Origin of the sequence: Shewanella sp. SM55 (genome assembly GCF_025654025.1) — a bacterium.
Classification (GTDB): Bacteria; Pseudomonadota; Gammaproteobacteria; order Enterobacterales; family Shewanellaceae; genus Shewanella; species Shewanella oncorhynchi.
In genome coordinates this window covers 427,451-452,516 of the sequence record NZ_JAKKRS010000001.1, presented here as the reverse complement: position 1 = coordinate 452,516, position 25,066 = coordinate 427,451, and the positions used below count along the sequence as shown (strand labels likewise).

Genomic DNA, 25,066 nt, shown 5'->3' with positions numbered 1-25,066 from the left:
GTAACAGGTTGGAACGCAATGGAAAACATGAATTTAAGTAAGCACATTTCGGGTCAGTTCACCGCTGAGCTGGATGATATCCGTAATCGAGTGCTCGCCATGGGTGGCTTGGTTGAACGTCAGCTAGAGCAAGCGATTGATGCCTTAAGTGCCCTCGATGCCGAGTTAGCTCAGCGGGTGATTGCAGGCGATCATAAGGTCAATGCGATGGAAGTCTCCATTGACGAAGAATGCACGCGTATTATTGCCAAGCGTCAACCTGCGGCCAGTGATTTACGCTTGATTATCGCTATTTCAAAAACCATCGCCGATCTTGAGCGTATTGGTGATGCCTGTGTGCGGATTGCAAAAGCTGCATTAGATAAACGTTTGAATAATCAGCAGCCTTTGTTAGTTAGCATTGAAAATATGGGGCGTCATGCGACTCGGATGTTGCATGCGACTTTAGATGCCTTGGCCCGTATGGATGCCGATACTGCGTTAGAGCTGCATAAAGAAGATGCTAAGCTTGACCGTGAATATGAAGGCATTATTCGCCAGTTAATGACCTATATGATGGAAGATCCGCGTTCAATCCCAGACATACTCGACGTATTATGGGCTGCACGCGCAGTTGAGCGTGTCGGTGACCGCTGTAAAAATATCTGTGAATACATCATCTACTACGTGAAAGGCAAAGACGTTCGTCATACTTCCTACGAAGATATGGAAAAGGACATGAAAGGCTAACACAAGTATTAGTCTGCTATTGTAATGCCATTCGCTGAATACAACGCTCCGCAGTCTCTGTGGAGCGTTTTGCTTTTAGGGCTTTTAAATGCGGCTTTATAAATGCCGACTGCTTTTATAGACTGATTTGACAGTACTAATAGCAATGATGAGTCAATTCGATTTGGTAAAAACGCATTGGAAAATTCTGCAGGCGAGTATAGCTGAGTGAACTGTCATTTTAGTTGCTAGGCGTTGGCTGGTATCCACACATATAGGCTTGCCATGGTACTTACTCACCGACACGGTGAATAGAAACCTAGGGTTTCTGAGCTTATGAACGAGAGCCATGGACGGCGAACTGGCTGTTAAATAGGGATGTTGTTCAAGTCCGTCCTTGGATGCTCGACCGCCACGTCCATGGGGCGGACGGTCGTCTCGCTAATCACCATGGCTCACCTTTTGTGCATTCGTGTAATCTGTAGATTTAAAAGACATACGCAACACACTTTTGGACATTTTTGAGTTAAAGCCTTAACTCGAACTCGTCAGTTCCGGATTAAAATTTCTATGGATAACGCCTCGCTAACGGGTGCTAAATTGTTTGCTAAAATTAGCGCAAGCCAACTGTTTTGCGTCCATTTTAAGCGACTTGTTATAAGCCATTTGCCACTTTAAGGTAGGACTTAGTACCAATACCAACCTGTGCCCAAACTTTACGTTTGTGATCGCCAAGGTTATCGTATTGTTCGTCCATGTCCCAGAGAGTAACTATTTGTTCAGGGAAAATATACTCCGACTCATTAAACGAGTGACTCTCCGATTCATTAGCGGAAATTGCATTAAACAAAGTTATACCTTCAACATCAAATGCGTCGATACCACCAAACATAAGTTGGTAATTATCGTTTTGAGATACACCGATAAAGTCTACTAAATCGTTTTCAAATTCAATTTGAAGGCAACTATCAAAATAGAAATCGCTAGCCCCATCGGACAAAGTAAAAAAAGCAGCGAATAGCACTTTGACTTGTTTTCTAGACATTCCAAGTTTGATGGGCCCAATTCCATCATGAGGCTTAATTAAAAACTCCATACCTTCCTATGGCTTATAACGCCTAAAACACTAGCTTGGTGAAGTTGGCGGCTTTTTGGGAACAAAAAAGGTGACTGCTTTACCAAGTCCGAGTGCTTTGACTTGTTATGAGCTTGACTAACGCACACGAATATTGTCTAGCTCTGATTTATAAAGTTCTTTGCCATTTTCTATTAGTGACAGCTCAATACTCAAATCGGATAAACCCTCCTCAGAGGTGTAGATTGGTGCAACTACACTCCATTCTCTTGGGCTACTATTTTTTACTTCTACGATGTCTAGTTTCAGGTTGTCTGGATACGAAACCAGCTGATAACCGTATTCTAAAATCGCCTCACAAATTTCATTTGAAGACATACGAGATCCGTTGGTAAACCGCTCTAATTCATCATAATTTTCACTTAATAGAAGTGAGTAGATATGTCTAATAGTTTGCTCAATCATGCTTACTGATGGCTCATAACGTCTTAGTATTTATGCGCTGTGCTGTTTGCAGGGCATAAATCGCTTGTTGGACTTGGCCGCTGCCACATCCGAGTCAATTGGTAAAATGATGCTATAGGAATTTGCTTTTTTGCGGTAGCAGTTTTTTATACAGTTTGATGGGTAATCACTTGATATCGTTTTAGCTTTATTATTTCTCTCGCTTATTTTTTGCTGATGAATTGTGATCTAATGACTCAAAATTCTAAGGAATACGCCATCCCCTCGGAGTTGCCGCAGGGCGAATAGAGCTCTTGATTTAATAAAGAGTGCGTGAGTTCGGTCATGGATGACCGACTAGCTTTAGCTGGTGCAGGGACGCATCCTTCGGAAGCGATAGCAATTTGGGCTATGAGCACAAGGGGCTTTCAACTCCGTTAGGGGCGTCTTGGAGCATCCAAGGAGGATATGACGAGCAGTCCTCCTTGGTCGGGTGTGGGGTGAAGCCCCACGACTTTGACTTTGATTAAAAAATTCAAATGAAGTTTTTAACTTCGCTTATCCCGTGCAGGCGGGCAGATATTCTGATAACTCAAGCAGGTTACAATCTGGGTCGCGGATATAGACAGAGTTTATCCGGCCTGTGGCACCGGTTCGTAGCACTGGGCCTTCAATGATTTCAATCTGAAGTGCGTTTAAATGGGCGATCACTTCTTCTATGTTGTGGCTGACCACAAAACACAGATCGGCACTGCCGGGTGTGGCTGCTGCGGCTTTAGGTTCAAATTCTGCCCCCGCTTGGTGCAAGTTAATCTTTTGGTCGCCAAAACTTAACGCAATACGCTGATTGCCAAATACCACTTTTTTCATCCCGAGCACGGTTTGATAAAATTCGACACTGACGGCGATGTCTTTTACGGTTAAGACCAAATGATCTAAGCGGGTTACGCGCATTTTACTTTCCTTAGAATGGCTCAGAGTGGGCTCTGAATTTGAACGCTGTCTCTATGCTTGAGACTATTACTGCCAGATACCTTACATCATGTGCTGGTGCAAAAGTGACTCTGTGGTAGCATTTGTGGCGTTTTTTGCGTAAATATTTTATGCCTTCTATATCCCTATGACTGAATGAGAGTGTGATGAAAAAAACCTTAGCCCGCGGCTTAATGAATCTATTACCTATGGCCTTGAGTTTGTGGCTGTTTTGGTCGTTGTTTGTATCGTTAGATGGTTTAGGAATTGTAATTTTAGAGTTGGTAGGGATTAACCAACACTTTGTCGGCGCGGGATTTATGCTGGTGGTGGCATTAGTTTTTGCGGTGGGCCTGCTGTTTTCGGTCAGCCCGATTGTGTGGCTTTATGGTTGGCTTGAGCGCCAGTTGATGCGTTTCCCATTGTTTAAATCGGTTTATGGCAGTATCCGTGATATCGCCTCTTTGATGAATCGTGATGGTAAGCCAACAAGCCAAAAGACAGTGTTAGTGAAACAGGCGAATGGCAGTTTTGTGGTGGGCTTTATTATGACGGATACGCCGCCGCAGCCCTTGTTAGATGCGTTGCCTGAGGGCGATTGGGTGCCTGTGTTGTTCCAATTGAGCTATCAAATGGCGGGCGTGACGAGCTTAGTTAAGCGGGATGATTTAATTATGGTTGATTGGTCGTTTGAGGAGGCGATGCGCTTCAATTTAACTGCTGGCATTTCGCAGTCACCGACTAAGTAATCAGATGAAGGTTTGTGCGTTTTAGCGTTTAAAATTAAATTTGATGATTTTTGTGGTATAATTTTTTGGCGACCAATATGGTCGCCATTTTTTATGCTGAATATTCTAGTAATATATTTGTTTTATGCTAAAGGTGGGTGTTAGCTGCCTTAGTGGTGTTAATTCTGTTTATCCATCAATCATTGGCTTAAAAAAGTCGAGTGTTGTTAATCCCGTTGTTCAGATCCTGTCGCGTTTAGCCATAGCGAGTCGTTTCAATGATCTTTGGGATTTCCCCCATACTGGTCATAGATGAGCCACGCAGTATTAACCAAATTTTAAGTATAAGTTTTGTCCTATCTCGCCGTTGGTATGTTGAGATATTTGGAGTGTGAACCCGCTAGAAATAGGGAGAGTCAATGTCAATCAAGTCTAGTATTAATCCGCCGGTATTTTATTCGTCGGTCTTTTTCATCATCTTGATGGTGATGATTTGCGCAGTATGGCCCACAGAGGCAAACACCTTTTTTAGATCAATGCAGTCATGGATAGAAATGAAAGCTGGTTGGCTTTACATTCTAAGTGTGGCGTTTTTCCTGATTTTTATCATATTTGTCATGGTCAGTCGCTTCGGCGATATCAAACTAGGACCAGATCATTCAGTGCCTGACTACAGCTATAAAAGCTGGATCGCCATGTTGTTTTCGGCGGGTATGGGCATAGGTTTGATGTTTTTTGGGGTAGCCGAACCTGTGATGCACTATCTGGCGCCGCCGGATGCAACTCCAGAGAGTCTTATTGCCGCAAAAGAGGCAATGAAGATCACTTTCTTCCATTGGGGACTGCATGCTTGGGCTATTTACGCGGTGGTGGCATTGAGTCTGGCCTATTTCTCTTATCGACATAAGTTACCGTTATTGCCGCGAAGTGCGCTTTATCCCTTAATTGGTGAACGCATCTATGGTCCTATTGGCCATACAGTGGATACATTTGCTGTGCTTGGCACTATGTTTGGGGTGGCGACATCACTGGGCTTTGGGGTGTTGCAGGTCAATTCTGGGTTGAGTTATTTATTCGAAGGCTTACCTAATAATGCTGTGGTGCAGGTGTGTTTGATTATCGGCATTACTTTATTGGCGACATTATCGGTATTTTCTGGTCTCGATAAAGGCGTGAAACGCTTAAGCGAACTCAATCTGGGTTTCGCGATTATTTTATTGCTTATCGTCTTGATCCTTGGCCCTACGGTTATGCTGTTGCAGGCTTTTGTGCAGAATACCGGTAGTTACTTAAGTGATTTAGTGGGCAAAACCTTTAATTTGTACGCTTATGAACATAAGGAAGATTGGCTAGGAGGCTGGACCTTGCTCTATTGGGGCTGGTGGATTTCATGGTCTCCTTTTGTCGGTACCTTTATTGCGCGTGTGAGTCGCGGCCGTACCATCCGTGAGTTTTTGATTGGTGTGTTATTTGTGCCATCGGCGCTGACCTTTCTGTGGATGACGGTATTTGGTAATACGGCGATTGATTCAATTATGAATCACGGCGCGACCTATCTTGCCGAGGCGGTGAATACCGATGTGTCAGTGGCCTTGTTTGTGTTTTTCGAGCACATGCCGTTTCCTACGTTACTTTCTGGGATTGCGATTTGTTTAGTCGTCACTTTCTTTGTGACCTCGTCGGATTCGGGATCCTTAGTGATTGATAATCTAACCTCGGGCGGCGATAACAATGCCCCCGTATGGCAGAGGATCTTTTGGGCACTGTTGCAAGGGGTCGTTGCTTCGGTATTGTTGTTAGCGGGTGGGTTACAGGCGCTGCAAACGGCGGCAATCGCCAGTGCTATGCCGTTCTTAGTGGTGATGCTATTCATGTGTCTGGGCCTATTTAAAGCCCTGAAAAATGATTGGCTGAAGATTAATAGCGTGCAGTTACACAATACTAGTGTGCAATACGCCAAAACTAATATGAGCTGGGAAGAGCGTATTGGGGTTTTAGTCTCGCATCCTACCCATGAAGAAGCGCAAGTGTTCTTGAATAATGTGGCTACGCCAGCTTTGTCTAAAGTGTGCCAACACTTTATGGCTAAAGGCATAGTGGCCGATCTTGAATATTTAGATGGCCGCGTGCGATTAGTGATCAGCAATGAGGTGAACTTGCCCTTTGTTTACGGTGTACGAACGCGTTGTTTTGACATCACTAACCCGATAGGGACTGAAATCGAGCAGGGCAATACCTTGTATTACCGCGCCGAAGTGTACCTTGAACAAGGTGGTCAGCATTACGATGTGATGGGTTATACCGAAGAGCAAATCCTCGCGGATGTGGTGACTCAGTATGAAAAATACTTACACTATTTGCATCTGTCGAATGCTGATCATGCCCACGTAAGTTAAGTAACGTAAGTAAACTAAGCCAGTAACCTAGGTCGGCTTAGCCATTTACGTCTACAAATCGCGCACGATTAACCCGCAAAGTGCGGGAGATATTGCCCCAAGTGATAACTCGGATTATCCTTGGGGCAATTTTTTTAGGGTTTGTTTTAGGGATTACACTATGTCATCAGTGCCAGGCCAGAGTAAGTTAGATAAAGTATTAGCCGATGCGCGGGAGTACAAAGCTAAGCGTGAGAGCGGTTACCGTGAGCAAGCGTTAAAACTCTATCCTTGGGTGTGTGGTCGCTGTACCCGCGAATTTACCCCAAAAAACTTAAGTGAACTGACTGTGCATCATAGGGATCATAACCACGATAACAACCCGTCAGACGGTTCAAACTGGGAATTATTATGTCTTTATTGCCATGACAACGAACATTCTCGCTTTGAAGAATTGATCCGTTACGGTAGCACTACAGAAACCAAGCAAGCGGCGGCGACCTACAATCCCTTTGCTGACTTGAAATCAATGCTGAAAAAATAGTCTTGCAGGTTTTTAGCAGGATGAGCTTGCGCAGAGGGCGGCGTTTAGTCTTTGTCGGTTAAACGCGCTTCGGCAGCTAACCATTTATCACGACTTAAAATATGCTGGTTTTCACTGCCTTCAAATAAAGCTTTACGGGCGGGAAGTTGCTGACAAATGGCCGCCTGTTGCGTTTCGCTGCTCGTGCGCCAACTGACGATTTCATCGATATGTCGAAAGCAGCCCATGCAGTAGTCTTCGTCATTTAAACCGCAGCGTGCGACGCAAGGTGAAAGCATAGGTGTCCTCTTTAGGTATTGCTGACCGCGGTTTGCAGTTAACAGTCAGTTTGCAGTTAACAGTCAGGTTGAGTGCTTTTAATGGGCGCGATACTAACATTTTTTCGCATAAAGTCATCCGTAGGGCTGATTCGCTCAGCCTAATACGAGACAAGTATTTTTTACACTGGGCATGACGTGAACCAAGATAATCTGCAGCAACAATTCACTTACTCACAGCCATTTAGCAAGCTTAATCAGTTGCTTGAAAAGAGTGCAGCCCTGTGGCAAGTGCGTGCATTTGAAGTGAACGCTTTACCTTGGGCACAGGATTTTCCGCAGTTGGCCGAAGCTGTGTGGGCGCTGGCTGATGATGAGCTTGATGGACTCGATGCCGAGCAATCTTTACTGGTTAAGGCGCTGTCACCGGCATTAAGTCACGATCTTATGGCATTAGGCCAAGATTGGGACTTGTCATTGCTCACCACTGCCATTGCTGATATTGCGATTACCGATACCACAAAGGTAGATACAGCGCAGGACCGCGGCTTGTCCTTTGATGATGAGGCGCACTTTAGTGCTCACATTAAAGGCCGAAAATGGCAGCAAATTACCGCCTTTGTGCAGCATTTACCGCAGCTTAATTTACCTGTGCTGGAATGGTGTGCGGGTAAAGGGCATTTGGGCCGCTTGATCGCTAAAGCTCGCGGCGCCGAAGTGGTGAGTTTAGAATGGCAAGCGCCGCTGTGTGAAGCAGGGCAGGCCTTTGCTGATAAGTGGCAGTTATCGCAGACTTTTATTTGCGCCGATGCCTTTGCTATTGGCGCTGAGCACAGGGCTATAGCCACTGTCGAAACACCAGTTGAACATCCCTCAGCAGCGAATCCGTTAACAACTAACCCCTTAACCGCACAGCAGCAAGCGGTTGCTTTGCATGCCTGCGGAGATTTGCATGTTCGGTTGTTAACGCTGGCGGCCGAGGCGGGCACGCAGGCATTGGCGATTTCTCCCTGTTGCTATCATTTAATTCAAGCGAGCCATTATCAGCCGTTATCCATTCTTGCTCAGCAGAGCAGCCTAAAGCTCAGTCGCCATGATTTACAGTTACCGCTACAGCAGAGTGTGATAGCTAATCCAAAACAGCAGGCGCTACGCCATCAAGAAATTGCGTGGCGCTTAGGCTTTGATGCACTGCAACGTGAATGTCGACAAATCGACGAATATTTGCCTTTACCCTCGTTAAAACAGAGTCAATTGAGCGGCAGTTTTACGGATTTTTGCCTGTGGGCGGCCGAGACGAAGGCTGTTAATTTAGCGAAAAACAGGGATTTTGAAGCTTGGCTTGACGTTGGGCGACAAAGACAACAATTAACTCGCCGTATTGATTTAGTCGCGCATTTATTCCGCAGCGCACTGGAGCAGTGGTTAATCTTAGATCGCGCTTGTTTTTTGCAGGAACAAGGATATGGTGTTTGCGTGGGTGAATTTTGTGCAAACAGCGTCACACCAAGAAATACGCTGATTTTAGCGCAAAAAATGGCGGTATAATTTTGCGCGTCTAAAAACATACTGTACTGTGATGTTTTTTATGAATTATTTCTATATTAGCGCATTTAAGTTTAGTGATAGTGAATTCAGGGCCGTCGTGTTTGGAACCTGCGCTGTGAGACAAGTCTTACACTCAAGATGGTTTTTTATTGAATCATCGGGCTTTTCTTGTTCAAATGTCGCATTAATGACGAATAACAACTGAAAGCTGACCTGCTGGTCAGTCATTCTAGTGAGCGAATAAAACAGTTTCATGAAATATTCCCGCGTATTTATTAATAGCCTGGCCTATGAACTGGCGCCTGTTGTGGTTTCCAGTAGTGAGCTAGAGTCTCGTCTTGCTCCTTTGTATCAAAAGTTCCGTATTCCTATGGGACAGCTTGCCGCATTGACTGGGATTACCGAACGCCGCTGGTGGCCAAAAGGACATCAATTGTCCGACGGTGCGATTAAAGCTGCCCGTAAAGCCATGGTTGAAACTGGGATTGATGTCGCCGATTTAGGTGCGGTTGTCTATACCGGCGTGTGCCGCGATCAACATGAGCCCGCGACCGCGTGTCGTATTGCTGCCGAATTGGGTGTGTCAAAAGACACTGCGATTTACGATATCAGTAATGCTTGTCTTGGGGTGTTATCGGGTATTTTAGATATCGCGAACCGTATTGAGTTGGGTCAAATCAAGGCGGGTATGGTGGTGTCCTGTGAGTCGGCGCGGGATATTGTCGATGTCACTATCGATAACATGTTGGCCGATCCGACCATGCAGAATTTTGCCCAGTCACTGGCGACCTTAACCGGTGGCTCTGGTGCCGTGGCGGTGATCCTTACCGATGGCAGCTTGCCGCTGACAAATGTGCGCCAGCATCAATTGCTGGGTGCATCGCACTTATCGGCGCCTGAGCATCATCAGTTGTGTCAATGGGGTCTGCAGGAAGTGGGGCATAACCTGTACCGCGAGTTTATGCGTACCGATGCCGTTACCTTGCTTAAAGAAGGCGTTGAATTGGCGAAGCACACTTGGGAGCATTTCCTTGAGCAGCGTAATTGGCTGGTGGAGCAAGTGGACAAAGTGATTTGCCATCAAGTAGGCGCTTCAAATCGTAAGCAAGTACTGAGTGCGCTCAATATTCCCCCCGAAAAAGAATTTCCAACGTATCAGCTGCTGGGCAATATGGGCACAGTGTCGTTACCTGTGACTGCTGCGATGGCGCACGATCAAGGCTTTTTACAAGCGGGCGATCAAGTGAGCTTTTTAGGCATAGGCAGTGGATTGAATTGCATGATGTTAGGTATTAAGTGGTAGGGTGCATTGCACCTTTTCACACCTTTGCTTGATGGCTGGCATACATTCGAGTCAACCCAGTAAGTCCATGATTCAGTTGATAGCTTAGTCTTTAGTTCTGTCGATAAGCTAAGCCAGCTGTACATAACCCGTTATTCGCTCTCATAAAGAATCAAGATAGGAAGCGTCATGTTAGACACTCTGTTGCCTTTTAAACGTCATTTTCTTAGCCGTAATGGCAACAAGCTACATTATATCAACGAGGGTCAAGGCGAGCCTGTGGTGATGGTTCACGGTAATCCTAGCTGGTCGTTTTACTACCGCAATCTTGTTAGCGCCTTAAAAGACACTCACCAATGCATAGTGCCGGATCATATCGGCTGTGGCCTGTCGGATAAGCCAGACGATAGCGGTTATGACTATACCCTTAAGAATCGTATCGACGATCTCGAAGCCCTGCTCGATAGCCTGAATGTGAAAGAAAACATTACCTTAGTTGTACACGATTGGGGCGGCATGATAGGTATGGGTTATGCGGCGCGTTATCCTGAGCGCATTAAACGCCTAGTGATATTGAACACGGGCGCTTTCCATTTGCCCGAGACTAAACCATTCCCTTGGCCGCTGTGGATCTGTCGTAATACCCTGTTAGGCACAGTGTTGGTACGCGGTTTCAATGCCTTTTCGTCTATTGCTTCCTATGTGGGTGTTAAGCGCCAGCCGATGTCGAAATACATTCGCGAGGCGTATGTCGCGCCGTTTAACTCTTGGGCCAATCGCATTTCGACGCTGCGTTTTGTGCAGGATATTCCACTGCGTGAAGGCGATAGAAATTATCAATTAGTCTCTGATATTGCTGCGAGTTTACCTAAATTTGCTAAAGTGCCGACCCTGATTTGCTGGGGTCTCAAGGACTTTGTATTCGATAAGCACTTTTTAGCGAAATGGCGCCAACACATGCCCCATGCGACCGTGCATGAATTTGCCGATTGTGGTCACTACATTTTGGAAGATGCCAGCGATGAAGTGATTGCCCATATCAAAGGCTTTATGGCTGACGACCACGTAGAAGCGGCGCCGTCCGAACAGGCCGCAGGTTAATGTCGACCTTGCTTGAGACTGAAGTGGCTCCTTTAGTGACGCCGTTGGAAACGCCGCTTTTAACGGGCACTTCTGCGTCAGCAATAATTAATGATGCCAATATTTGTCGCCATCTCAAGCAAGCCGCCCATGCCATTCCCCATCATCTTGCGGTAGCAGTACAAAGCGCTCAGGGCGCTTCTGTGGCGAATTTGCGTTACAGCGAGTTGGACTTTCTCAATCTAGACAGACAAAGCGATGCGATAGCCTTTGCGCTTAATGCCCATGGCATTGAGCGCGGCATGAAGGCTGTGCTTATGGTCACGCCGAGTTTGGATTTTTTTGCACTTACTTTTGCGCTGTTTAAAGCGGGGGTTATTCCTATCCTAGTTGATCCCGGCATGGGGATCCGCAATCTTAAACAGTGTTTTGCTGAAGCCGCGCCCGATGCCTTTATCGGTATTCCCAAGGCTCATATTGCTAGACGTCTATTTGGTTGGGGTAAGGGCAGTATTAAGTCATTACTCAATGTTGATGACGGCAAAACAGGCTTAGCGGCAAAGTTAATCCGTATCGCTACTGGCGCCATCAGTTTATCGACTCTGCTGCAAAGCACCTCAGTGCAATCTTCTGCTTCAAAGTCTGAATATCCCATGGTGATGCTCAAATCTGATGAGATAGCGGCGATTTTATTTACCAGTGGCAGCACTGGCACGCCTAAGGGGGTGGTGTATAGCCATGGTATGTTTGAGGCACAAATTCAAGCGCTAAAAAACGATTATGGCATTTGCCATGGCGAGCGCGATTTAGCCACTTTTCCGCTGTTTTCACTCTTTGGCCCCGCACTTGGCATGGCGTCTATCGTTCCAGAAATGGATGCCAGCAAACCTATTACTGCTAATCCTGAATTTCTATTTGCCGCGATTGAGAAATATCAATGCAGTAATATTTTTGTTAATCCTGCTTTGCTCGAACGTTTAGGCCGCGCAGGTGAACAAAAACAGCATAAACTGCCCAGCGTACAGCGGGTGATTTCCGCGGGTGCGCCAGCCACCATTGCCTCCATCGCCCGTTTTAGTAAGATGCTGAGCCAAGGTGTGCCGATTTTAAATTCCTACGGCGCAACCGAATCTTTGCCTATTAGTATGATTGCCAGCGATGCGTTATTTGCCACGACTGACACCACAGATAACGGCGGTGGTATCTGTGTCGGTCGCGCTATCGATGGCGTGACGATTCGCATTATTGCTATCAGCGAAGAGGTTATTCCCGAGTGGGATGATGCCTTACAGCTAAATAACGGTGAAATCGGCGAGATAGTCGTGCAGGGGCCTATGGTGAGTCAGTCCTATTATCTAAACAATAGTCAGCATGATAGCCAAAACGAAAGCCAAGGCAAACGCGCGACTGCGGCGGCCAAGATTTGGGACTCAGCAACCAATACCGTTAGACACCGCATGGGCGATTTGGGGTATCTTGATGATCAAGGTCTTCTGTGGATGTGTGGTCGTAAGGCCCACAGAGTCGACGCTACTGGATTGTTTGTTAAACGTTATTATTCCATTCCCTGCGAGCGCATTTTTAATACGCATCCCAATGTGAAGCGCTCCGCTTTAGTGGGAGTGAAAGTGGCGAACGAGATAGAGCCGTTAATTTGTATCGAACTCGACCAGTCATTGGTGTGCAATAAGAGTCAGCAGTTGTACCAAGATTTGATCGCCATCGCTGAGCAATTTACGCAGACTCAGGGCATAAGGCGGTTTCTTATCCATCCTGATTTCCCTGTGGATGTGCGGCATAATGCCAAGATTTTTAGAGAAAAATTAGCCGTTTGGGCGCAATCGCAAACGAAAGGTTGATTTGAAACTCCACGGCTTTTCTCCTGCATTTTTTACGTTATATTCTGTGTTCATTTGAACAAACTCGCTTATTTTTAAGCCCTTGTGCTTATTTTAAACTTATTACACCGACTTTAAGTTCATGTAAATGTGCTGAAATGGATACCCTTAATGACGAAAGACCCAATCAAGAGCACGACGCTTGCCCAATTTGATGCGGCTGAACAAACGGCACTCGCGCAGCTCGCGCTTAAGGTGCAACACGCCTTTGTCACGGGGGCGGGGGGATTTTTAGGTAAAGCGATTTGCCTGAGATTGTTAGCCGCGGGCATTAAGGTCACAGGTTTTGCGCGTGGGCATTATCCCGAACTTGAAGCACTGGGCGTAGTCATGCTGCAAGGGGATTTAGTCAATAAAGATCGGCTGCAACAGGCGATGCAAGGCTGCGATATTGTATTTCATGTGGCGTCTAAAGCGGGTGTTTGGGGTGACAGAGACAGCTATTTTTGTCCGAATGTAAAGGGCGCTGCTAATGTAATTGCCGCTTGTAAGGCATTAAAAATAGATAAGTTAGTCTACACCAGTACCCCGAGTGTGACCTTTGCAGGGCAGGATGAATCGGGTATTGATGAGTCTACTCCCTATGCTACAAGATTCCTGAATCATTATGCCCACTCTAAAGCCATCGCTGAAAAGATGATGCTCGATGCCAATCAAGTGGGTGACATGCCACTTGAAAATCCTGATGTGACCCAAGTATCTAGCCAAGTGACGACTCAAGCCACTGCACCCTATGCGTTAAAAACCGTCGCACTCAGGCCGCATCTGATATGGGGTCCTGGCGATCCCCATCTAGTGCCTCGGGTATTGTCGCGCGGGCGTTTAGGTAAGCTTAAACTGGTTGGCCGCGAAGATAAGCTAGTCGATACCATCTACATAGATAACGCTGCCTATGCCCATGTGCTGGCGGCACTGGAACTTTGCCAAGCAAAGCCTAAGTGTCAAGGGAAAGCTTATTTTCTGAGTAATGATGAACCCATCACTATGGCCGAGATGATCAATTTGATTTTGGCCTGCGATGCTTTACCGTCAGTGACTAAGCGTGTGCCTCAATCTGTGGCCTATGTAGTAGGCGCAGTATTAGAAAGTGTACATTACCTCCTAAAGAAGCAAGAAGAGCCCATGATGACGCGTTTTGTCGCACGGCAGTTATCCTGCAGCCATTATTTTGATATCAGCGCAGCTAAACGAGATTTAGGTTATCGTGCGCTCGTCTCTATTCATCAAGGGATGGCAAGGCTTAAAGTGTCGCTTTAGTTTTAGATATACTGCCATCATGGTATTGGGGATTTATGAGTTGCGGTGATTGTAAAACGTCAATTTTCAGGCAAAAGATTGGTCGCTGCAAACGCTGTATGTGGCAACTTACGGCTTTATCGGCCATCGGCTGGCCGCTGTGGTGGTGGCTTTATCGTGATGCGCCTAGGGATGTAAACTCGATTGCATTACTGTTTTTCTGCGCGGCTTTTACGGGGTTACTTGCTTTGCACCTTATCGTCTTGGCTTACCGTCGCCTCAGAGGGCGAAAGTAAGCCAACTGACTTTTTGTTTGTATGCTTAAACTGAGTTAGTTGCCATTTTCTCGTGCATCATTTTTTTCATTAATGGCGCAAGGGCAAAGAAGACTAATGCCATCACCACGCCAATTTGCGCCGAGAAGATAAACAGTTGCTCGTATAGCGCCATCGCACTCGGTACGTCACTTATCACGCCGCCTTGGGTATCAATCGCGGCGAGCTTGTTTAATTCGGCGGCTAAGATTTCAGAGTATGAAGTGCCGAGGAACCAAGCACCCATCATCAGGCTGACTACGCGTTTTACCGAAAGCTGAGTCACGGCTGATAAGCCTATGGGCGACAGCAATAACTCCCCGATTTCTAATACAAAATAAGCCGCGACTAAGAACCAAATACTCACTAAGCCACTGCTTAGCGGCATCTGGATCCCGAGCACAAGCACCATAAAGGATAAACCCGCGAACAAAATACCGAGTGCGGTTTTAACTGGTTTGCTTAGGTCGCAATTTTTACGGGCGAGAGCAGGCCACAGCCAAGCGAAGATAGGCGACAAACTGATCACAAAGAAGGCACCGAGGAAGGTTAGCTGTCCCGCACTCCATTCGAGGCCGAGCATGTTACGGTCCATCACACGGTCCGAAAATGCTACCCAAGAGCCATAGGTCTGCTCATATAAGCCAAAGAAGACCAAACCCGCAACGATGAAAAGCAGCAAAGCCGACATCTGTTGACGTTCAATCGGATTACAATATTTCACCATGAACCAGCCAATACCAAAGGCGAGCACTAGTGATACTGAGTGCAAGAACCAAATCACTGGGCTCACTGCGGGTAATAAACTGCTAATCGAAAGTACGAGGGAGTGGGTTTGAATCAACCCCCAGACTATGATTACGCTGCCAATTGCGCTTAAGTAAATCCATTGTTCTGTCGTTATGCCGGCGGTTTTCTTTAAAATCCGCGCAGGATCTCTGGGTTCAGCGAAGCCTTGCAGATGTTTCTTGCCACGAATAAACACCAACAAACCTGCTAACATCCCTAAACCTGCCAAACCAAAACCGTACTTCCAGCCATAGGTTTCACCTAAATAAGCGCAAATTAGCGGGGCTAAGGTGGCGCCTAAGTTGATGCCCGCGTAGAAAATGGTAAAACCAGAATCTCGCTTAGCGGATGATTTAGGATAAAGCTGACCGACTATGGTGGAAATATTGGGTTTTAAAAAGCCCACACCGACAATGATTAAGGCGAGGGATAAATAGAATACTTGCAGCGCTTGTTCATCCCGTTGAATTTCACCCGCAACGATAACCGCTTGATGGCCTTCAAAGGCCATACCTAAGTGGCCGAGCACCAATAAAACACCACCAAAGATCACCGCTTTACGCATGCCGATATAGCGGTCGGCCAATAAGCCACCCACTACGGGCATGGCATACACTAAGGCACCGTAAGCACCAATCACGTTGTAACCAAATTCATCGGTAAATAGATGATATTTAATCAGGTAAAGAAACAGTAATGCTTTCATACCGTAGAAAGAGAAGCGTTCCCACATTTCGGTAAAAAAGCAGACAAATAAGCCCTTAGGATGCCCAAATAGCATTTCAGTTGGGGGCGAGCCTTGTGGGCCCTGCATTGCGTGCGGCGGGTTTTGTTCTATTGACACTTAAGACTCCCATTGCTGGCACTTTATGCGCCGAGCAGCTAATGATTCATTTTATCGTAATGAATTTTATTAATTATTTTTCATTATTTGTGATTATCGCGGCGCTTTTGATCGCTAAAAGACGGCGCTGTTGCAGCAGTTAATCACACTCAGATGATATGGAATAGCCAAGGGTCTTGAAAGTGATGAATATTTTGTATAACTAACATTTTTAGCCGTTCTTTAAGGCTCGCTATAGCAATACTAAGCGGTTAAATTAATTCATTTTCAGTTAAGAAATGAGTGCTAAATAGTGGCCATAATTCAACTGTGGCAGTTTTATCTTAGCGGCTTTAGCCTTGAATTAGCTGTAGTTCGTCGTTTAATGGATAGTGTAAGTTTTATGATTGATAGCAATTTTGCATTATTGGAGAGCATCTACGCGCTTGTTCGAGGCTGCTATCTAAATGAATGTCACGAATGGGTGGGTTAGATGATTTTCTCAGGGAAGCGCTGTGATTGAGAAGTGAACTTATTCGAAGTATAAGTATAAATAAGCACCATAATCATATTGATTGTAAAAGAATTTTAATCTTGATAGTTGCATTTTTCATATAAGATTTCACAGTTTATATTTCTATAATGAGTTAATGTTTATCTGCTCAACTTTACTGATTGAGATCAGTCGTTATGTGTTACTAAGGAGACTTATGGAGTTTTTTACCACCCTATTTGTGGGTTACCCGCTTTGGGTTTGGTTAATGTTTTTCGGTTTTGTGCTGGCGTTATTAGCCTTTGACCTTGGCGTATTGCACAAGGAGCAGCATGAAATTACCGTGGCTGAAAGTTTAAAACTTTCAGCCTTTTATATCTGTATGGGCTTATTGTTTGGGGCCTGGCTCTGGTGGTACAAGGGTTCAACTGCCGGTATGGAATACCTAACGGGCTATCTGATTGAAAAATCACTGTCTATGGATAACGTATTTGTTATCGCGTTAATCTTCAGTAGCTTAGGTATCCCACGTTTATACCAACATAGAGTGCTCTTCTGGGGCATTATGGGCGTAATAGTGTTGCGCGCCATTATGATCGGTCTTGGTGCCGTGCTTGTTGCCCAGTATCAAGGTGTACTTGTGTTATTTGGGCTCTTCTTGATTTTCACTGGCGTGAAAATGCTCTTCTCAAACGATGAGCACGGTGATATCCAAGATAATAAGTTTTATAAATGGTTACGCACTAAGATGCGTTTTACGCCAACGCTGCATAAAGAAAAATTCTGGGTTCGTGGCGAAGATCATCAGTTAACAAAAGGATGGTGGGCGACGCCGTTATTTTTAGCGTTGATCTTAGTGGAAACCGCGGATTTAGTGTTTGCAGTCGACAGTATTCCAGCTATTTTTGCGATTACCCAAGATCCTTTCATCGTCTATACCTCAAATATCTTCGCGATTCTGGGGCTACGTGCTTTGTATTTTGCGTTGGCTGCTATGGTGCACCGTTTCGAATACCTTAAATATGCGCTGTCAGTGGTATTAGTATTTATTGGGGTGAAAGTGGGTTTAGTGTATTTCAACCATGAAGGGTTAGTGGATTTTACTATCCCAACAGCAGTGTCCCTTGGTGTGACTTTTGGTCTGTTAGTCTTAGGTGTCTTGTATTCGCTGTGGAAGACGCGCGGGCAAGAAGTTGAGAAATAGCTTGGACGGCTAGTCCAATAAGCAATATGTTTCGGCCGTTTAGTCATGCTAAACGGCCTTTTTTATATCCTTAATATGTGAATCGTTAAGCTTTACAGAGGATGTTAAAAAATGAGGATATTAAAAATTAGTCTATGCTTAATTCGAGCCGTTGTTAGTTTTGGGCTCACAAAGGGAGTTTTTAGGACTAATACTCTTCAAGGACGATATTATGAAACTCAACATTACCGCCATACTTCTGCTCACCGTTTGTTCATTGACAGCAGTCAACGTAAAAGCTGCAGATAAACAATCGACGAACATTACATCTAATGCAAACTCAACCTGTACTGGAGCCTATCCAAGTTACTTCCAAGATCCTACTTTTGCAAAAACAGGCATGTGGGACAATCAAGTCATTATCAACCAAGCTTATTCGGGCTGGAAGGGGCCTATTTTTAGCCTCAGTGATGCTTATTCGAGTGCTAAACCAGATAGCGCTGCACCTTGGCTTAAATTCAATCCCTTCGATAAAAATCTGAGTGAAAGTGATAAAAATACCCAAGCTGAGCAATACCTCTGGGCTGTGATGAAGTACATCCAAGAGGGAAACATCGACAAAGGCGATGTCAGTAAAGACTGGGATCTGTGTAATAACAAGGTGCGCTCTTGGTACCATATTCCCTATCAGACCTATGATCCCATGAGTGGGCGGGAATTTATCCATGGCTTGACCCGAGAAGCCCTCGTTACTATGGAGATAAAAGGCCAAGGCTCCCTTAAAACCACTATGTGGGCGGTGGGTTTTTATAATCCTCAGGCGGCAAACAGCATTGGCAAGGTATGGACGGGGGCACCATCACCTGTGATGCCCCAGCAAAATTTTGCATTTAATGAAGGCAGTGTGATTGGCAAGTTACTGTTTACTACTGCAACGCCTAATAACTATCCTTTCCTTGAAAATGTACCTGTTTGGCAAGCCAATATCAGTGCCAGTGATTTCTGTGTATGTAAAAACGCCGATGGCAGTGCTTGCAGTTTCCAACAGGAAACAGAGCAATGCCCGCGCTCTGTCGCCGATGTGTACTTGTTGCAGTTTGATATTGCAGTGCGCGACAGCCGTTCACCCGTGGGCTGGGCCTATGGCACTTTTGTCGCCGATGGTCAGTTTAAAGCGAAAGAGAAAAATCCTTGGGATCGTATCTCACCTCTGGGATTAATGTGGGGGAATGACACGCCGCCAGCAACAGTGGGAGCGGCAGCATTCCCTCAAAACCCAATCACAGGGCTTAAGGATAGCGCCGTATTTCAAGAGGTCGTTGGCCGTTTGAATGAGCACACCAATGCGGGACACTTAGGGTGTAATGGGCGTTTAAATGGCCCTGCGGATAATGCATTAAGTAGCTGTTTATCTTGTCATCAAACTGCTTCTGTTCCCGATAGTACCAATAATACACCAGCAATCCTGTACCAATTTGCCTCGTATCAAGAGCCGGGCAGTGGTCAATGTTTAACATCGCCCAGCGCCCTCGATTTATCGATTGACCAAGTGTATTTCAAAACCTTTATGTGTTCTGCGTCCTTCGTTGGACCCAGTAACATAGTCCCTGCACCTAAATATACTCAAGGGCAAAAACAGTGGATTTCTACTGATTTTTCATTGCAGCTTAGTATTAGTCTCACCCAGTGGCAAGAATGGCAACAAGACCAAGATAACCTGAAAAAGAATATCAAAGTACGTGTATTTGATGGCACTTTACCCTCTCGTTAATGTTGAAGTTTGTTTAAGGTTAACACCAACGCACTATCTGGCATGACCTGTTAGATAGTGCGTTTTTTATGGCAATACCCTTGGCTCATTTTGAAATTAATGCAAATTAGCTTGTTCTTCTACGTGCTTTTTCCTAAGGTGATTGCAAATGATTTTCAATGAGGCGTGATATGAATACCCATCTACAGTTACAGGTAAACCATTGGCTTGAAAATGATCCAGACCCTCGCACTCAAGCCCAGTTACAAACCCTAATTGATAGCGGCAATGATGCCGAACTCGCAGCGCGATTTGCGGGGCGCTTGGAGTTTGGCACCGCAGGATTACGCGGTGTCGTCGGTGCTGGGCCTATGGGGATGAACCGTTTGGTGATCCGCCAAACCTCTGCTGGCCTTGGTGCTTATCTACTTGATCAGATTAAAGATGCCGCCGAGCGTGGTGTGGTGATTGGTTATGATGGTCGCCACGACTCATTCAATTTTGCCCATGATGCGGCGAGCGTACTGACCGCTATGGGGATTAAGGTACGCTTAACGTCCAAAGTAGCGCCAACGCCGTTGGTGGCTTTTGGGGTAAAACATTTTAATGCGGCAGCGGGCATTGTGGTGACCGCGAGTCATAACCCGCCGCAATACAATGGCTATAAAGTCTATTGGGAGAATGGTGCGCAGATTATTCCGCCCCACGACTCTGGCATTGCCGCGCAAATTGAACGCGCAGCAAATCAAGCGATTCCGTTTTTAGAGCATGATGACGCGGTAAAACAAGGTAAGTTAATTATCCTGCAGGACGATTTTTACCAAAGCTATCGCCATGGCGTGCAGCAAGCTGAGGTGCTGCAAAACCATACCGCCCCTGAAAAGGTCAGTTTAGCCTATACCGCCATGCACGGTGTGGGTGCTGAAATGGCTGAAACGGTATTGAAAGATGCTGGTTTCACCCAAGTGTATTCGGTTGCCTCCCAGCGTGAACCCGATGGGGATTTCCCGACGGTTAACTTCCCAAACCCTGAAGAAAAAGGGGCGATGGATTTAGTGATTGCCGAGGCGAAAAAACACGGCGCTATGCTCGCCTGTGCTAACGATCCCGATGCCGACCGTTTTGCGGTCGCAGTGCGTAAAGAGGATGGTGAGTATCAGATGCTGACGGGCGATCAAGTTGGTGTGCTCTTTGGGCATTACTTGTTATCTCACGCCAAAGATAATCAGCGTCTTACGGGCACAACGATAGTGTCATCGAGTCTGTTATCTAAGATTGCTCAGGGTTTTGGCACGCAAAGCTTTACCACGCTCACTGGCTTTAAGTGGCTGATGAATGTGGGGATTGCGAAAACGTCCCCTGAGGATCAGTTCCTGTTTGCCTATGAAGAAGCCCTTGGCTATACGGTGGGCAGCATGGTGTGGGACAAAGACGGCCTGTCGGCGCTGGTGGCATTTGCACAATTGACTGCCGAGCTGGTGGCGAAGGGGCAAACGATTTGGGACAGACTCGAGCAAATTTACCGTGAGCATGGCTTCCATCTCAATGCGCAGGTGAGCATTGCGCTAAAACCTGACACGCCCAATATTGGCGCCTATTTGCGCGAGCATCCACCGGTGAAGATTGGTGAGTTAGATGTGCTCTCAACCGATGATTTAAAGGCGCTTGAGCGTCGTTTTGCCGATGGAAATATTGAGAAAATCGACTTACCACCGAGCGATGTATTGACTTACTGCTTAGCGGGTGGGGCTCGGGTGATTGTCAGACCATCTGGCACTGAACCTAAAATTAAGTGCTACTACGAAGTGGTAGAAACTATGGTTGATACAGATACCTTAGCCAGCGCCCAAGCGAGGGCGAGCAAAGCCATGGATGATTTTATTCAGGCACATCAAGCCAGTTTGCCAAAGTAATCTTGGTTGCTGGTTAAGTTAAAACGCCAAAATTCACTTTTATTAAAAGGCTACTGACATCATGCTGTCAGTAGCCTTGTTTTATTCTTGTTGTCGCCCGTTAATGATTCAGTCCTGAATTGTACTAATAAGGTTTTGAATCATTGATATTTTTCAACAAGGAGAAAGTGAAAATGTTATCTATTGCACCGTTAGTTTGGGGTGAAATTCCTGTCAGTGACATGAACCGTGCCGTTGCTTTTTATCAGCAGCATTTTGGGGTCGAGTTTAAACGTGACGATATGGAAGACATGGAATATGCGAGCATAGTCACAGAGGATGCGAGTGCGGCGAGCATAGGGCTAGTCAAGTGCAGTATGAGCCAGCCGTCAATGCAGGGCAGCACAGTGTATTTGCATTTCAGCACCCACTTACAACCGCTAGTGGATAAACTCGCTGCCGCCAATGTGAATATTTTGCTGCCAGTGACGCCGATTAATGGTGGAGAGTGTGGTTACATCGCGTTATTTGCCGATAGTGAAGGCAATAAAGTCGGTCTGTGGTCTAAGGATAAGTAGTCTCGAGTGTTAAATTTTTAGCGTCGTGCCCTTAAGGCACGACGCTAACATTAACCTATTGGTTTAGATATCTATGGAAGAAACAAAGATGGATGTGGTTTATATTGATGCTCGACCCTTACTTGGACTAAGCACCCGCACGAATAATCGAGCAGAAATGTCTGTCGATAGCGCTAAAATTGGCAGTTTATGGCAAGCCTTTTTTGAATCATCCCAGCTGACCGCTATGCTCAATTCGCCCATGTATGGCGTGTATTATGATTATGAGTCAGACATGAATGGCGAGTTTTCTGTACTGGTGGGTAAGGCAATTGATGCCCCTGTGGATGCAAGTCATTTTACGCCATTGGAGCTTAACGCGGGCAAGTACCTTAAATTCACCGCTCAGGGTGATATGCCCCAGTGTGTTATCGATCTTTGGGGGCAAGTGTGGGGTTATTTTAGCGCGGCTGATTGCTCTCATCAGCGACGCTACCAAACGGATTTTGAAGTCTATCTTAGTGCTACTGAGGTTGAGATTTATATCGGGATTTTATGATTCAAATCGTAAACTATCACTCAAGTGAGTATCAGGATATGTCAGTGATTTATATAAACTCACAATTCTTAATCAACGGATAGGCAACTAAAGGATTGAATCACAGTCAATGCGCCGCGCTGACCGCCTATTTCAAATAGTGCAAATTCTTAAACATAAACGCCTGACCACAGCCCAAGAGTTGGCTGAACGGTTAGAGGTTTCCACACGCACGATTTACCGTGATGTGCAGGACCTGTGTTTAAGTGGCATTCCTATTGAAGGGGAAGCGGGTGTCGGCTATTTGTTGCGCCACGAGGTTAATGTTCCGCCCTTGATGTTTAACGAAGCCGAACTCGAAGCGATTCAAGTTGGCATGCGTATGGTGCAAACTTGGGGTGGTAAGGAGCTTGGTAGCGCAGCGAGGCAGGCGATGATCAAAGTCGAAGCCGTACTACCAAAACGACTACAAGCCTATCAATCCTTGATGTTTTCACCGGACTTTTACCTCGACTCCAATGAGTTTCAATTCCTCGATCCCTTGCGTAATGCGGCTCAGCACCGCGAATACGTCAAACTCTTCTATCAAGACGTCAAACTTGATGTCACCGAGCGTGAAGTGCGTCCGCTCGCCATCTATTTTTGGCGTGGCACTTGGACCTTACTGACATGGTGTGAGCTACGTGCTGATTTTCGTAATTTCAGGGTCGATCGCATCACAGGTCTTGTGCGGTTAAACCGTCATTTTGATCTCACTCTTGGGCAAGAGCTTGAAGATTATATTTGCCTGATGGATGAGCAATCGAAGGCGCGAGCAGAAGCGAAAGAAAAGCCACTCGAATGAGTGGCTTTGTATTACATTTTTAATTTGCTAGTAACGGGCTAGTTGTATCGAGATCTCTCTGATACTAGTGTCATCGCTGTTATTGAGAGTCTAAGCTCACCGTTTTTAATTGTTTAACATGACTTCGCTTGATTGCGAAATATTCAGTTTTTTGATTAAACCATCTTCATCATTGTTTTGGATCTCGCCGACGGCAACCTGAATATTGCGACTCAGTCCTAATTTTTGAGCGCTTTTAGGACGATTAGCAATGTCTTCATCCGTTAGTGGATAGGATTCACTGGCATCGATATTAAATTGACTTGAATCTATTGCAGTAAATTTACCGCTGATAGGTGCGCCATGTTGTCTAACAATATTCGCCAATTGCCACTCAAACCCACTTTTTGACTGTGCCGAATTAATCGCAGCAGGCCAATCCCATACACCATAACCGTTTATATCTTGATGAAGATATTGATCGACTAAGGCTTCTGGTCCATTCAGATTATTCGCATTCGCTCCGCCAAAGGTGTAAGGGAAGTTAGGTCTATTTGTAGGGTGATTAATATGCGCATTACCTCCCCATTTTAAGAAGTTCTCATATTTTATATCGTACATCATATATAAACTTGAGGTGTATGGGACATCCGCCTTTTGTTTAAATAGGGTGATTGAGATATAACGTTTGCTGCGAGGCGGCATAATTGCGCGGTACTGCGCCTGACTCGAAATCGTTGTACTTTTGCCGTCGGTTTCACTCCAACCTTGGCTGGCAGAAAATTCGGCGCTGATTTCAGAACTTGCTCCACCTATTCCTGGAATACCCACTTCATATTTATTGGTTACGCCAATTTTTTCGGAGAAGGAGAAAGTATCGGTTTTGGCCCAGCTAGTGGTGTAATCATAGTTTAGGGTGGCCACACCGGTATCTTCGGTATCGCCCCAGTTATAGATAACCACAGGAGCAGTATAAATAGCCTCACGATCATAAACTTGAGGTGAACCTAACTTTAGACTTTGAGGATTAGTGACGAAATGAATATTTTGTAAATTTACCTTCAAACGTTCATTCGCTCTGTAGCCGTTTGCATAAGGATCATTGCCGTTATAGCGGGCTTTAAGACTGTATTCGTTGCTCGATTCCCTTCTGACTTCGATGTCTTCACCAACATACTGGGATGCCGTACCGCCAGCCCATGCATATCCAAGATGGTGTCCTAAGGAGAATAACGAGCTGATAAACGAGGGATCGTTAATCGCATCATTTTTAAGCGAATCAAGATCAGGGGCAGCGTGTTCTACCATTGACAGTTTTGGAATAGTATTCGGAATAGCAGCTTCGGCCAACAAAGAAACAGTTCCAAGTGCGGTTAAACAGGATAACGTTAATATACCCAGGCTAGATTTTGTTCTCATGATTGTTCCTTTATTTTAATAAAATACGTCCTTTCATTGAGAGCGCCGATGGCAATTATATGTAGTCCTGAATCATATAAATAATCATTACTGCTAGGCACATCTAAAAACTAGCACTTTTATTTTTATTAAACAAAATAAAAATGAATTAATTTAAGGCGTGTTTGAATTTGGTTAAAAGTGTTAATTAATTTATTTTTAAACGGTATTTAAAACTTTATAATATAGTGTATTTACTTTAATTTTTAATGGGTTGGTTTTTGAGTGTGGATTAATATTTATGCGGCATTTTATTATGTAAAACTTTTTTAATGGACTCTTTATACCGAGAACTATAC

General features: G+C 45.4%; 22 protein-coding genes. 16 read left to right on the top strand and 6 right to left on the bottom strand.

The features are described from left to right. Nucleotides 1-18 precede the first annotated feature (18 nt). Complete coding sequence (phoU, locus tag L5L91_RS02025; protein WP_028760530.1) at nucleotides 19-729, top strand: phosphate signaling complex protein PhoU; 711 nt, start codon at nucleotides 19-21, stop codon at nucleotides 727-729. A gap of 634 nt (nucleotides 730-1,363) precedes the next feature. Here the strand turns inward: phoU and L5L91_RS02020 are convergent. The 3 genes from L5L91_RS02020 to L5L91_RS02010 all read right to left on the bottom strand — a co-directional run bounded on the left by L5L91_RS02020 (nucleotide 1,364) and on the right by L5L91_RS02010 (nucleotide 3,181). Beyond that, the gene (locus L5L91_RS02020; RefSeq protein ID WP_263163301.1) at nucleotides 1,364-1,804 is read right to left on the bottom strand and encodes a hypothetical protein; all 441 of its coding nucleotides are present in this window, start codon (nucleotides 1,802-1,804) and stop codon (nucleotides 1,364-1,366) included. 117 nt (nucleotides 1,805-1,921) lie between these two features. Further along, nucleotides 1,922-2,248 carry a hypothetical protein gene (locus tag L5L91_RS02015; RefSeq protein ID WP_263209266.1) on the bottom strand — a complete coding sequence of 109 codons (327 nt, stop codon included), beginning with the start codon at nucleotides 2,246-2,248 and terminating at the stop codon, nucleotides 1,922-1,924. A gap of 537 nt (nucleotides 2,249-2,785) precedes the next feature. After that, nucleotides 2,786-3,181, bottom strand: coding sequence for a VOC family protein (locus L5L91_RS02010; protein ID WP_006085321.1), 396 nt, complete (start codon nucleotides 3,179-3,181; stop codon nucleotides 2,786-2,788). A gap of 185 nt (nucleotides 3,182-3,366) precedes the next feature. On the opposite strand from L5L91_RS02010, the gene L5L91_RS02005 reads away from it, so the two are divergent. From L5L91_RS02005 to L5L91_RS01995, 3 genes are all read left to right on the top strand, one after another. Further along, nucleotides 3,367-3,948 (top strand): DUF502 domain-containing protein, encoded by a 582-nt coding sequence (locus tag L5L91_RS02005; RefSeq protein ID WP_028760527.1) that lies wholly within the window; start codon nucleotides 3,367-3,369, stop codon nucleotides 3,946-3,948. A gap of 398 nt (nucleotides 3,949-4,346) precedes the next feature. Continuing rightward, nucleotides 4,347-6,323 carry a BCCT family transporter gene (locus tag L5L91_RS02000; RefSeq protein ID WP_263235563.1) on the top strand — a complete coding sequence of 659 codons (1,977 nt, stop codon included), beginning with the start codon at nucleotides 4,347-4,349 and terminating at the stop codon, nucleotides 6,321-6,323. Between the two features lie 160 nt (nucleotides 6,324-6,483). Next, nucleotides 6,484-6,846: a YajD family HNH nuclease gene (locus L5L91_RS01995; RefSeq protein WP_028760525.1), complete on the top strand. Its 363-nt coding sequence runs from the start codon at nucleotides 6,484-6,486 to the stop codon at nucleotides 6,844-6,846. 44 nt (nucleotides 6,847-6,890) lie between these two features. Here the strand turns inward: L5L91_RS01995 and L5L91_RS01990 are convergent, their stop codons facing one another. Beyond that, entirely contained in the window at nucleotides 6,891-7,124 is a 234-nt protein-coding gene (locus L5L91_RS01990; RefSeq protein WP_263138148.1) for a DUF1289 domain-containing protein, read from the bottom strand. Nucleotides 7,125-7,301: 177 nt separating this feature from the next. Here L5L91_RS01990 and L5L91_RS01985 point away from each other — a divergent pair, with 177 nt between their 5' ends. The 6 genes from L5L91_RS01985 (at nucleotide 7,302) to L5L91_RS01960 (ending at nucleotide 14,443) form a co-directional block, all read left to right on the top strand. Continuing rightward, on the top strand, nucleotides 7,302-8,651 hold the full coding sequence (locus L5L91_RS01985; protein WP_263138149.1) for an SAM-dependent methyltransferase: 1,350 nt from the start codon (nucleotides 7,302-7,304) through the stop codon (nucleotides 8,649-8,651). Between the two features lie 253 nt (nucleotides 8,652-8,904). Further along, entirely contained in the window at nucleotides 8,905-9,954 is a 1,050-nt protein-coding gene (locus L5L91_RS01980; protein ID WP_028760522.1) for a 3-oxoacyl-ACP synthase III, read from the top strand. 168 nt (nucleotides 9,955-10,122) lie between these two features. After that, the gene (locus L5L91_RS01975; RefSeq protein WP_263163295.1) at nucleotides 10,123-11,034 is read left to right on the top strand and encodes an alpha/beta fold hydrolase; all 912 of its coding nucleotides are present in this window, start codon (nucleotides 10,123-10,125) and stop codon (nucleotides 11,032-11,034) included. Continuing rightward, complete coding sequence (gene oleC / locus L5L91_RS01970) at nucleotides 11,034-12,872, top strand: olefin beta-lactone synthetase (protein ID WP_263163293.1); 1,839 nt, start codon at nucleotides 11,034-11,036, stop codon at nucleotides 12,870-12,872. Before L5L91_RS01975 ends, oleC begins: the two co-directional genes overlap by 1 nt. Nucleotides 12,873-13,022: 150 nt before the next feature. Next, nucleotides 13,023-14,168: a 2-alkyl-3-oxoalkanoate reductase gene (oleD, locus tag L5L91_RS01965; RefSeq protein ID WP_263163292.1), complete on the top strand. Its 1,146-nt coding sequence runs from the start codon at nucleotides 13,023-13,025 to the stop codon at nucleotides 14,166-14,168. Between the two features lie 35 nt (nucleotides 14,169-14,203). Further along, nucleotides 14,204-14,443 (top strand): DUF3624 domain-containing protein, encoded by a 240-nt coding sequence (locus tag L5L91_RS01960; RefSeq protein WP_105249662.1) that lies wholly within the window; start codon nucleotides 14,204-14,206, stop codon nucleotides 14,441-14,443. 25 nt (nucleotides 14,444-14,468) lie between these two features. Here the strand turns inward: L5L91_RS01960 and L5L91_RS01955 are convergent, their stop codons facing one another. Next, on the bottom strand, nucleotides 14,469-16,094 hold the full coding sequence (locus L5L91_RS01955) for a peptide MFS transporter (protein ID WP_263163289.1): 1,626 nt from the start codon (nucleotides 16,092-16,094) through the stop codon (nucleotides 14,469-14,471). 689 nt (nucleotides 16,095-16,783) lie between these two features. Here L5L91_RS01955 and L5L91_RS01950 point away from each other — a divergent pair. The 6 genes from L5L91_RS01950 (at nucleotide 16,784) to L5L91_RS01925 (ending at nucleotide 23,330) form a co-directional block, all read left to right on the top strand. Beyond that, nucleotides 16,784-17,770: a TerC family protein gene (locus L5L91_RS01950; RefSeq protein ID WP_263235561.1), complete on the top strand. Its 987-nt coding sequence runs from the start codon at nucleotides 16,784-16,786 to the stop codon at nucleotides 17,768-17,770. A gap of 211 nt (nucleotides 17,771-17,981) precedes the next feature. Continuing rightward, nucleotides 17,982-19,520 carry a hypothetical protein gene (locus tag L5L91_RS01945; RefSeq protein WP_263235559.1) on the top strand — a complete coding sequence of 513 codons (1,539 nt, stop codon included), beginning with the start codon at nucleotides 17,982-17,984 and terminating at the stop codon, nucleotides 19,518-19,520. A 170-nt stretch (nucleotides 19,521-19,690) separates the two neighbouring features. Then, a complete protein-coding gene (locus L5L91_RS01940) occupies nucleotides 19,691-21,412 on the top strand; it encodes a phospho-sugar mutase (RefSeq protein WP_263163285.1) in 1,722 nt (573 codons plus the stop codon). A 173-nt stretch (nucleotides 21,413-21,585) separates the two neighbouring features. Further along, nucleotides 21,586-21,969 carry a VOC family protein gene (locus L5L91_RS01935; RefSeq protein WP_212599862.1) on the top strand — a complete coding sequence of 128 codons (384 nt, stop codon included), beginning with the start codon at nucleotides 21,586-21,588 and terminating at the stop codon, nucleotides 21,967-21,969. An 88-nt stretch (nucleotides 21,970-22,057) separates the two neighbouring features. Continuing rightward, nucleotides 22,058-22,507 (top strand): GyrI-like domain-containing protein, encoded by a 450-nt coding sequence (locus L5L91_RS01930; RefSeq protein WP_131525748.1) that lies wholly within the window; start codon nucleotides 22,058-22,060, stop codon nucleotides 22,505-22,507. A gap of 109 nt (nucleotides 22,508-22,616) precedes the next feature. Continuing rightward, nucleotides 22,617-23,330 carry a helix-turn-helix transcriptional regulator gene (locus L5L91_RS01925; RefSeq protein ID WP_263204208.1) on the top strand — a complete coding sequence of 238 codons (714 nt, stop codon included), beginning with the start codon at nucleotides 22,617-22,619 and terminating at the stop codon, nucleotides 23,328-23,330. A gap of 105 nt (nucleotides 23,331-23,435) precedes the next feature. Here the strand turns inward: L5L91_RS01925 and L5L91_RS01920 are convergent, their stop codons facing one another. Continuing rightward, on the bottom strand, nucleotides 23,436-24,728 hold the full coding sequence (locus L5L91_RS01920) for an aerolysin family beta-barrel pore-forming toxin (RefSeq protein WP_263235558.1): 1,293 nt from the start codon (nucleotides 24,726-24,728) through the stop codon (nucleotides 23,436-23,438). Between the last annotated feature and the right edge of the window lie 338 nt (nucleotides 24,729-25,066).

What these genes read in the sequence shown, in the direction of transcription:
- L5L91_RS01990 (WP_263138148.1), bottom strand. Translation starts at nt 7,124, where the DNA reads ATGCTTTCACCTTGCGTCGCACGCTGCGGTTTAAATGACGAAGACTAC.
- oleD (WP_263163292.1), top strand. Translation starts at nt 13,023, where the DNA reads ATGACGAAAGACCCAATCAAGAGCACGACGCTTGCCCAATTTGATGCG.
- L5L91_RS01950 (WP_263235561.1), top strand. Translation starts at nt 16,784, where the DNA reads ATGGAGTTTTTTACCACCCTATTTGTGGGTTACCCGCTTTGGGTTTGG.
- L5L91_RS01935 (WP_212599862.1), top strand. Translation starts at nt 21,586, where the DNA reads ATGTTATCTATTGCACCGTTAGTTTGGGGTGAAATTCCTGTCAGTGAC.
- L5L91_RS02020 (WP_263163301.1), bottom strand. Translation starts at nt 1,804, where the DNA reads ATGGAGTTTTTAATTAAGCCTCATGATGGAATTGGGCCCATCAAACTT.
- oleC (WP_263163293.1), top strand. Translation starts at nt 11,034, where the DNA reads ATGTCGACCTTGCTTGAGACTGAAGTGGCTCCTTTAGTGACGCCGTTG.
- L5L91_RS01980 (WP_028760522.1), top strand. Translation starts at nt 8,905, where the DNA reads ATGAAATATTCCCGCGTATTTATTAATAGCCTGGCCTATGAACTGGCG.
- L5L91_RS02005 (WP_028760527.1), top strand. Translation starts at nt 3,367, where the DNA reads ATGAAAAAAACCTTAGCCCGCGGCTTAATGAATCTATTACCTATGGCC.
- phoU (WP_028760530.1), top strand. Translation starts at nt 19, where the DNA reads ATGGAAAACATGAATTTAAGTAAGCACATTTCGGGTCAGTTCACCGCT.
- L5L91_RS01925 (WP_263204208.1), top strand. Translation starts at nt 22,617, where the DNA reads ATGCGCCGCGCTGACCGCCTATTTCAAATAGTGCAAATTCTTAAACAT.
- L5L91_RS01975 (WP_263163295.1), top strand. Translation starts at nt 10,123, where the DNA reads ATGTTAGACACTCTGTTGCCTTTTAAACGTCATTTTCTTAGCCGTAAT.
- L5L91_RS02000 (WP_263235563.1), top strand. Translation starts at nt 4,347, where the DNA reads ATGTCAATCAAGTCTAGTATTAATCCGCCGGTATTTTATTCGTCGGTC.
- L5L91_RS01995 (WP_028760525.1), top strand. Translation starts at nt 6,484, where the DNA reads ATGTCATCAGTGCCAGGCCAGAGTAAGTTAGATAAAGTATTAGCCGAT.
- L5L91_RS01930 (WP_131525748.1), top strand. Translation starts at nt 22,058, where the DNA reads ATGGATGTGGTTTATATTGATGCTCGACCCTTACTTGGACTAAGCACC.
- L5L91_RS02010 (WP_006085321.1), bottom strand. Translation starts at nt 3,181, where the DNA reads ATGCGCGTAACCCGCTTAGATCATTTGGTCTTAACCGTAAAAGACATC.
- L5L91_RS01945 (WP_263235559.1), top strand. Translation starts at nt 17,982, where the DNA reads ATGAAACTCAACATTACCGCCATACTTCTGCTCACCGTTTGTTCATTG.
- L5L91_RS01960 (WP_105249662.1), top strand. Translation starts at nt 14,204, where the DNA reads ATGAGTTGCGGTGATTGTAAAACGTCAATTTTCAGGCAAAAGATTGGT.
- L5L91_RS01920 (WP_263235558.1), bottom strand. Translation starts at nt 24,728, where the DNA reads ATGAGAACAAAATCTAGCCTGGGTATATTAACGTTATCCTGTTTAACC.
- L5L91_RS01940 (WP_263163285.1), top strand. Translation starts at nt 19,691, where the DNA reads ATGAATACCCATCTACAGTTACAGGTAAACCATTGGCTTGAAAATGAT.
- L5L91_RS02015 (WP_263209266.1), bottom strand. Translation starts at nt 2,248, where the DNA reads ATGATTGAGCAAACTATTAGACATATCTACTCACTTCTATTAAGTGAA.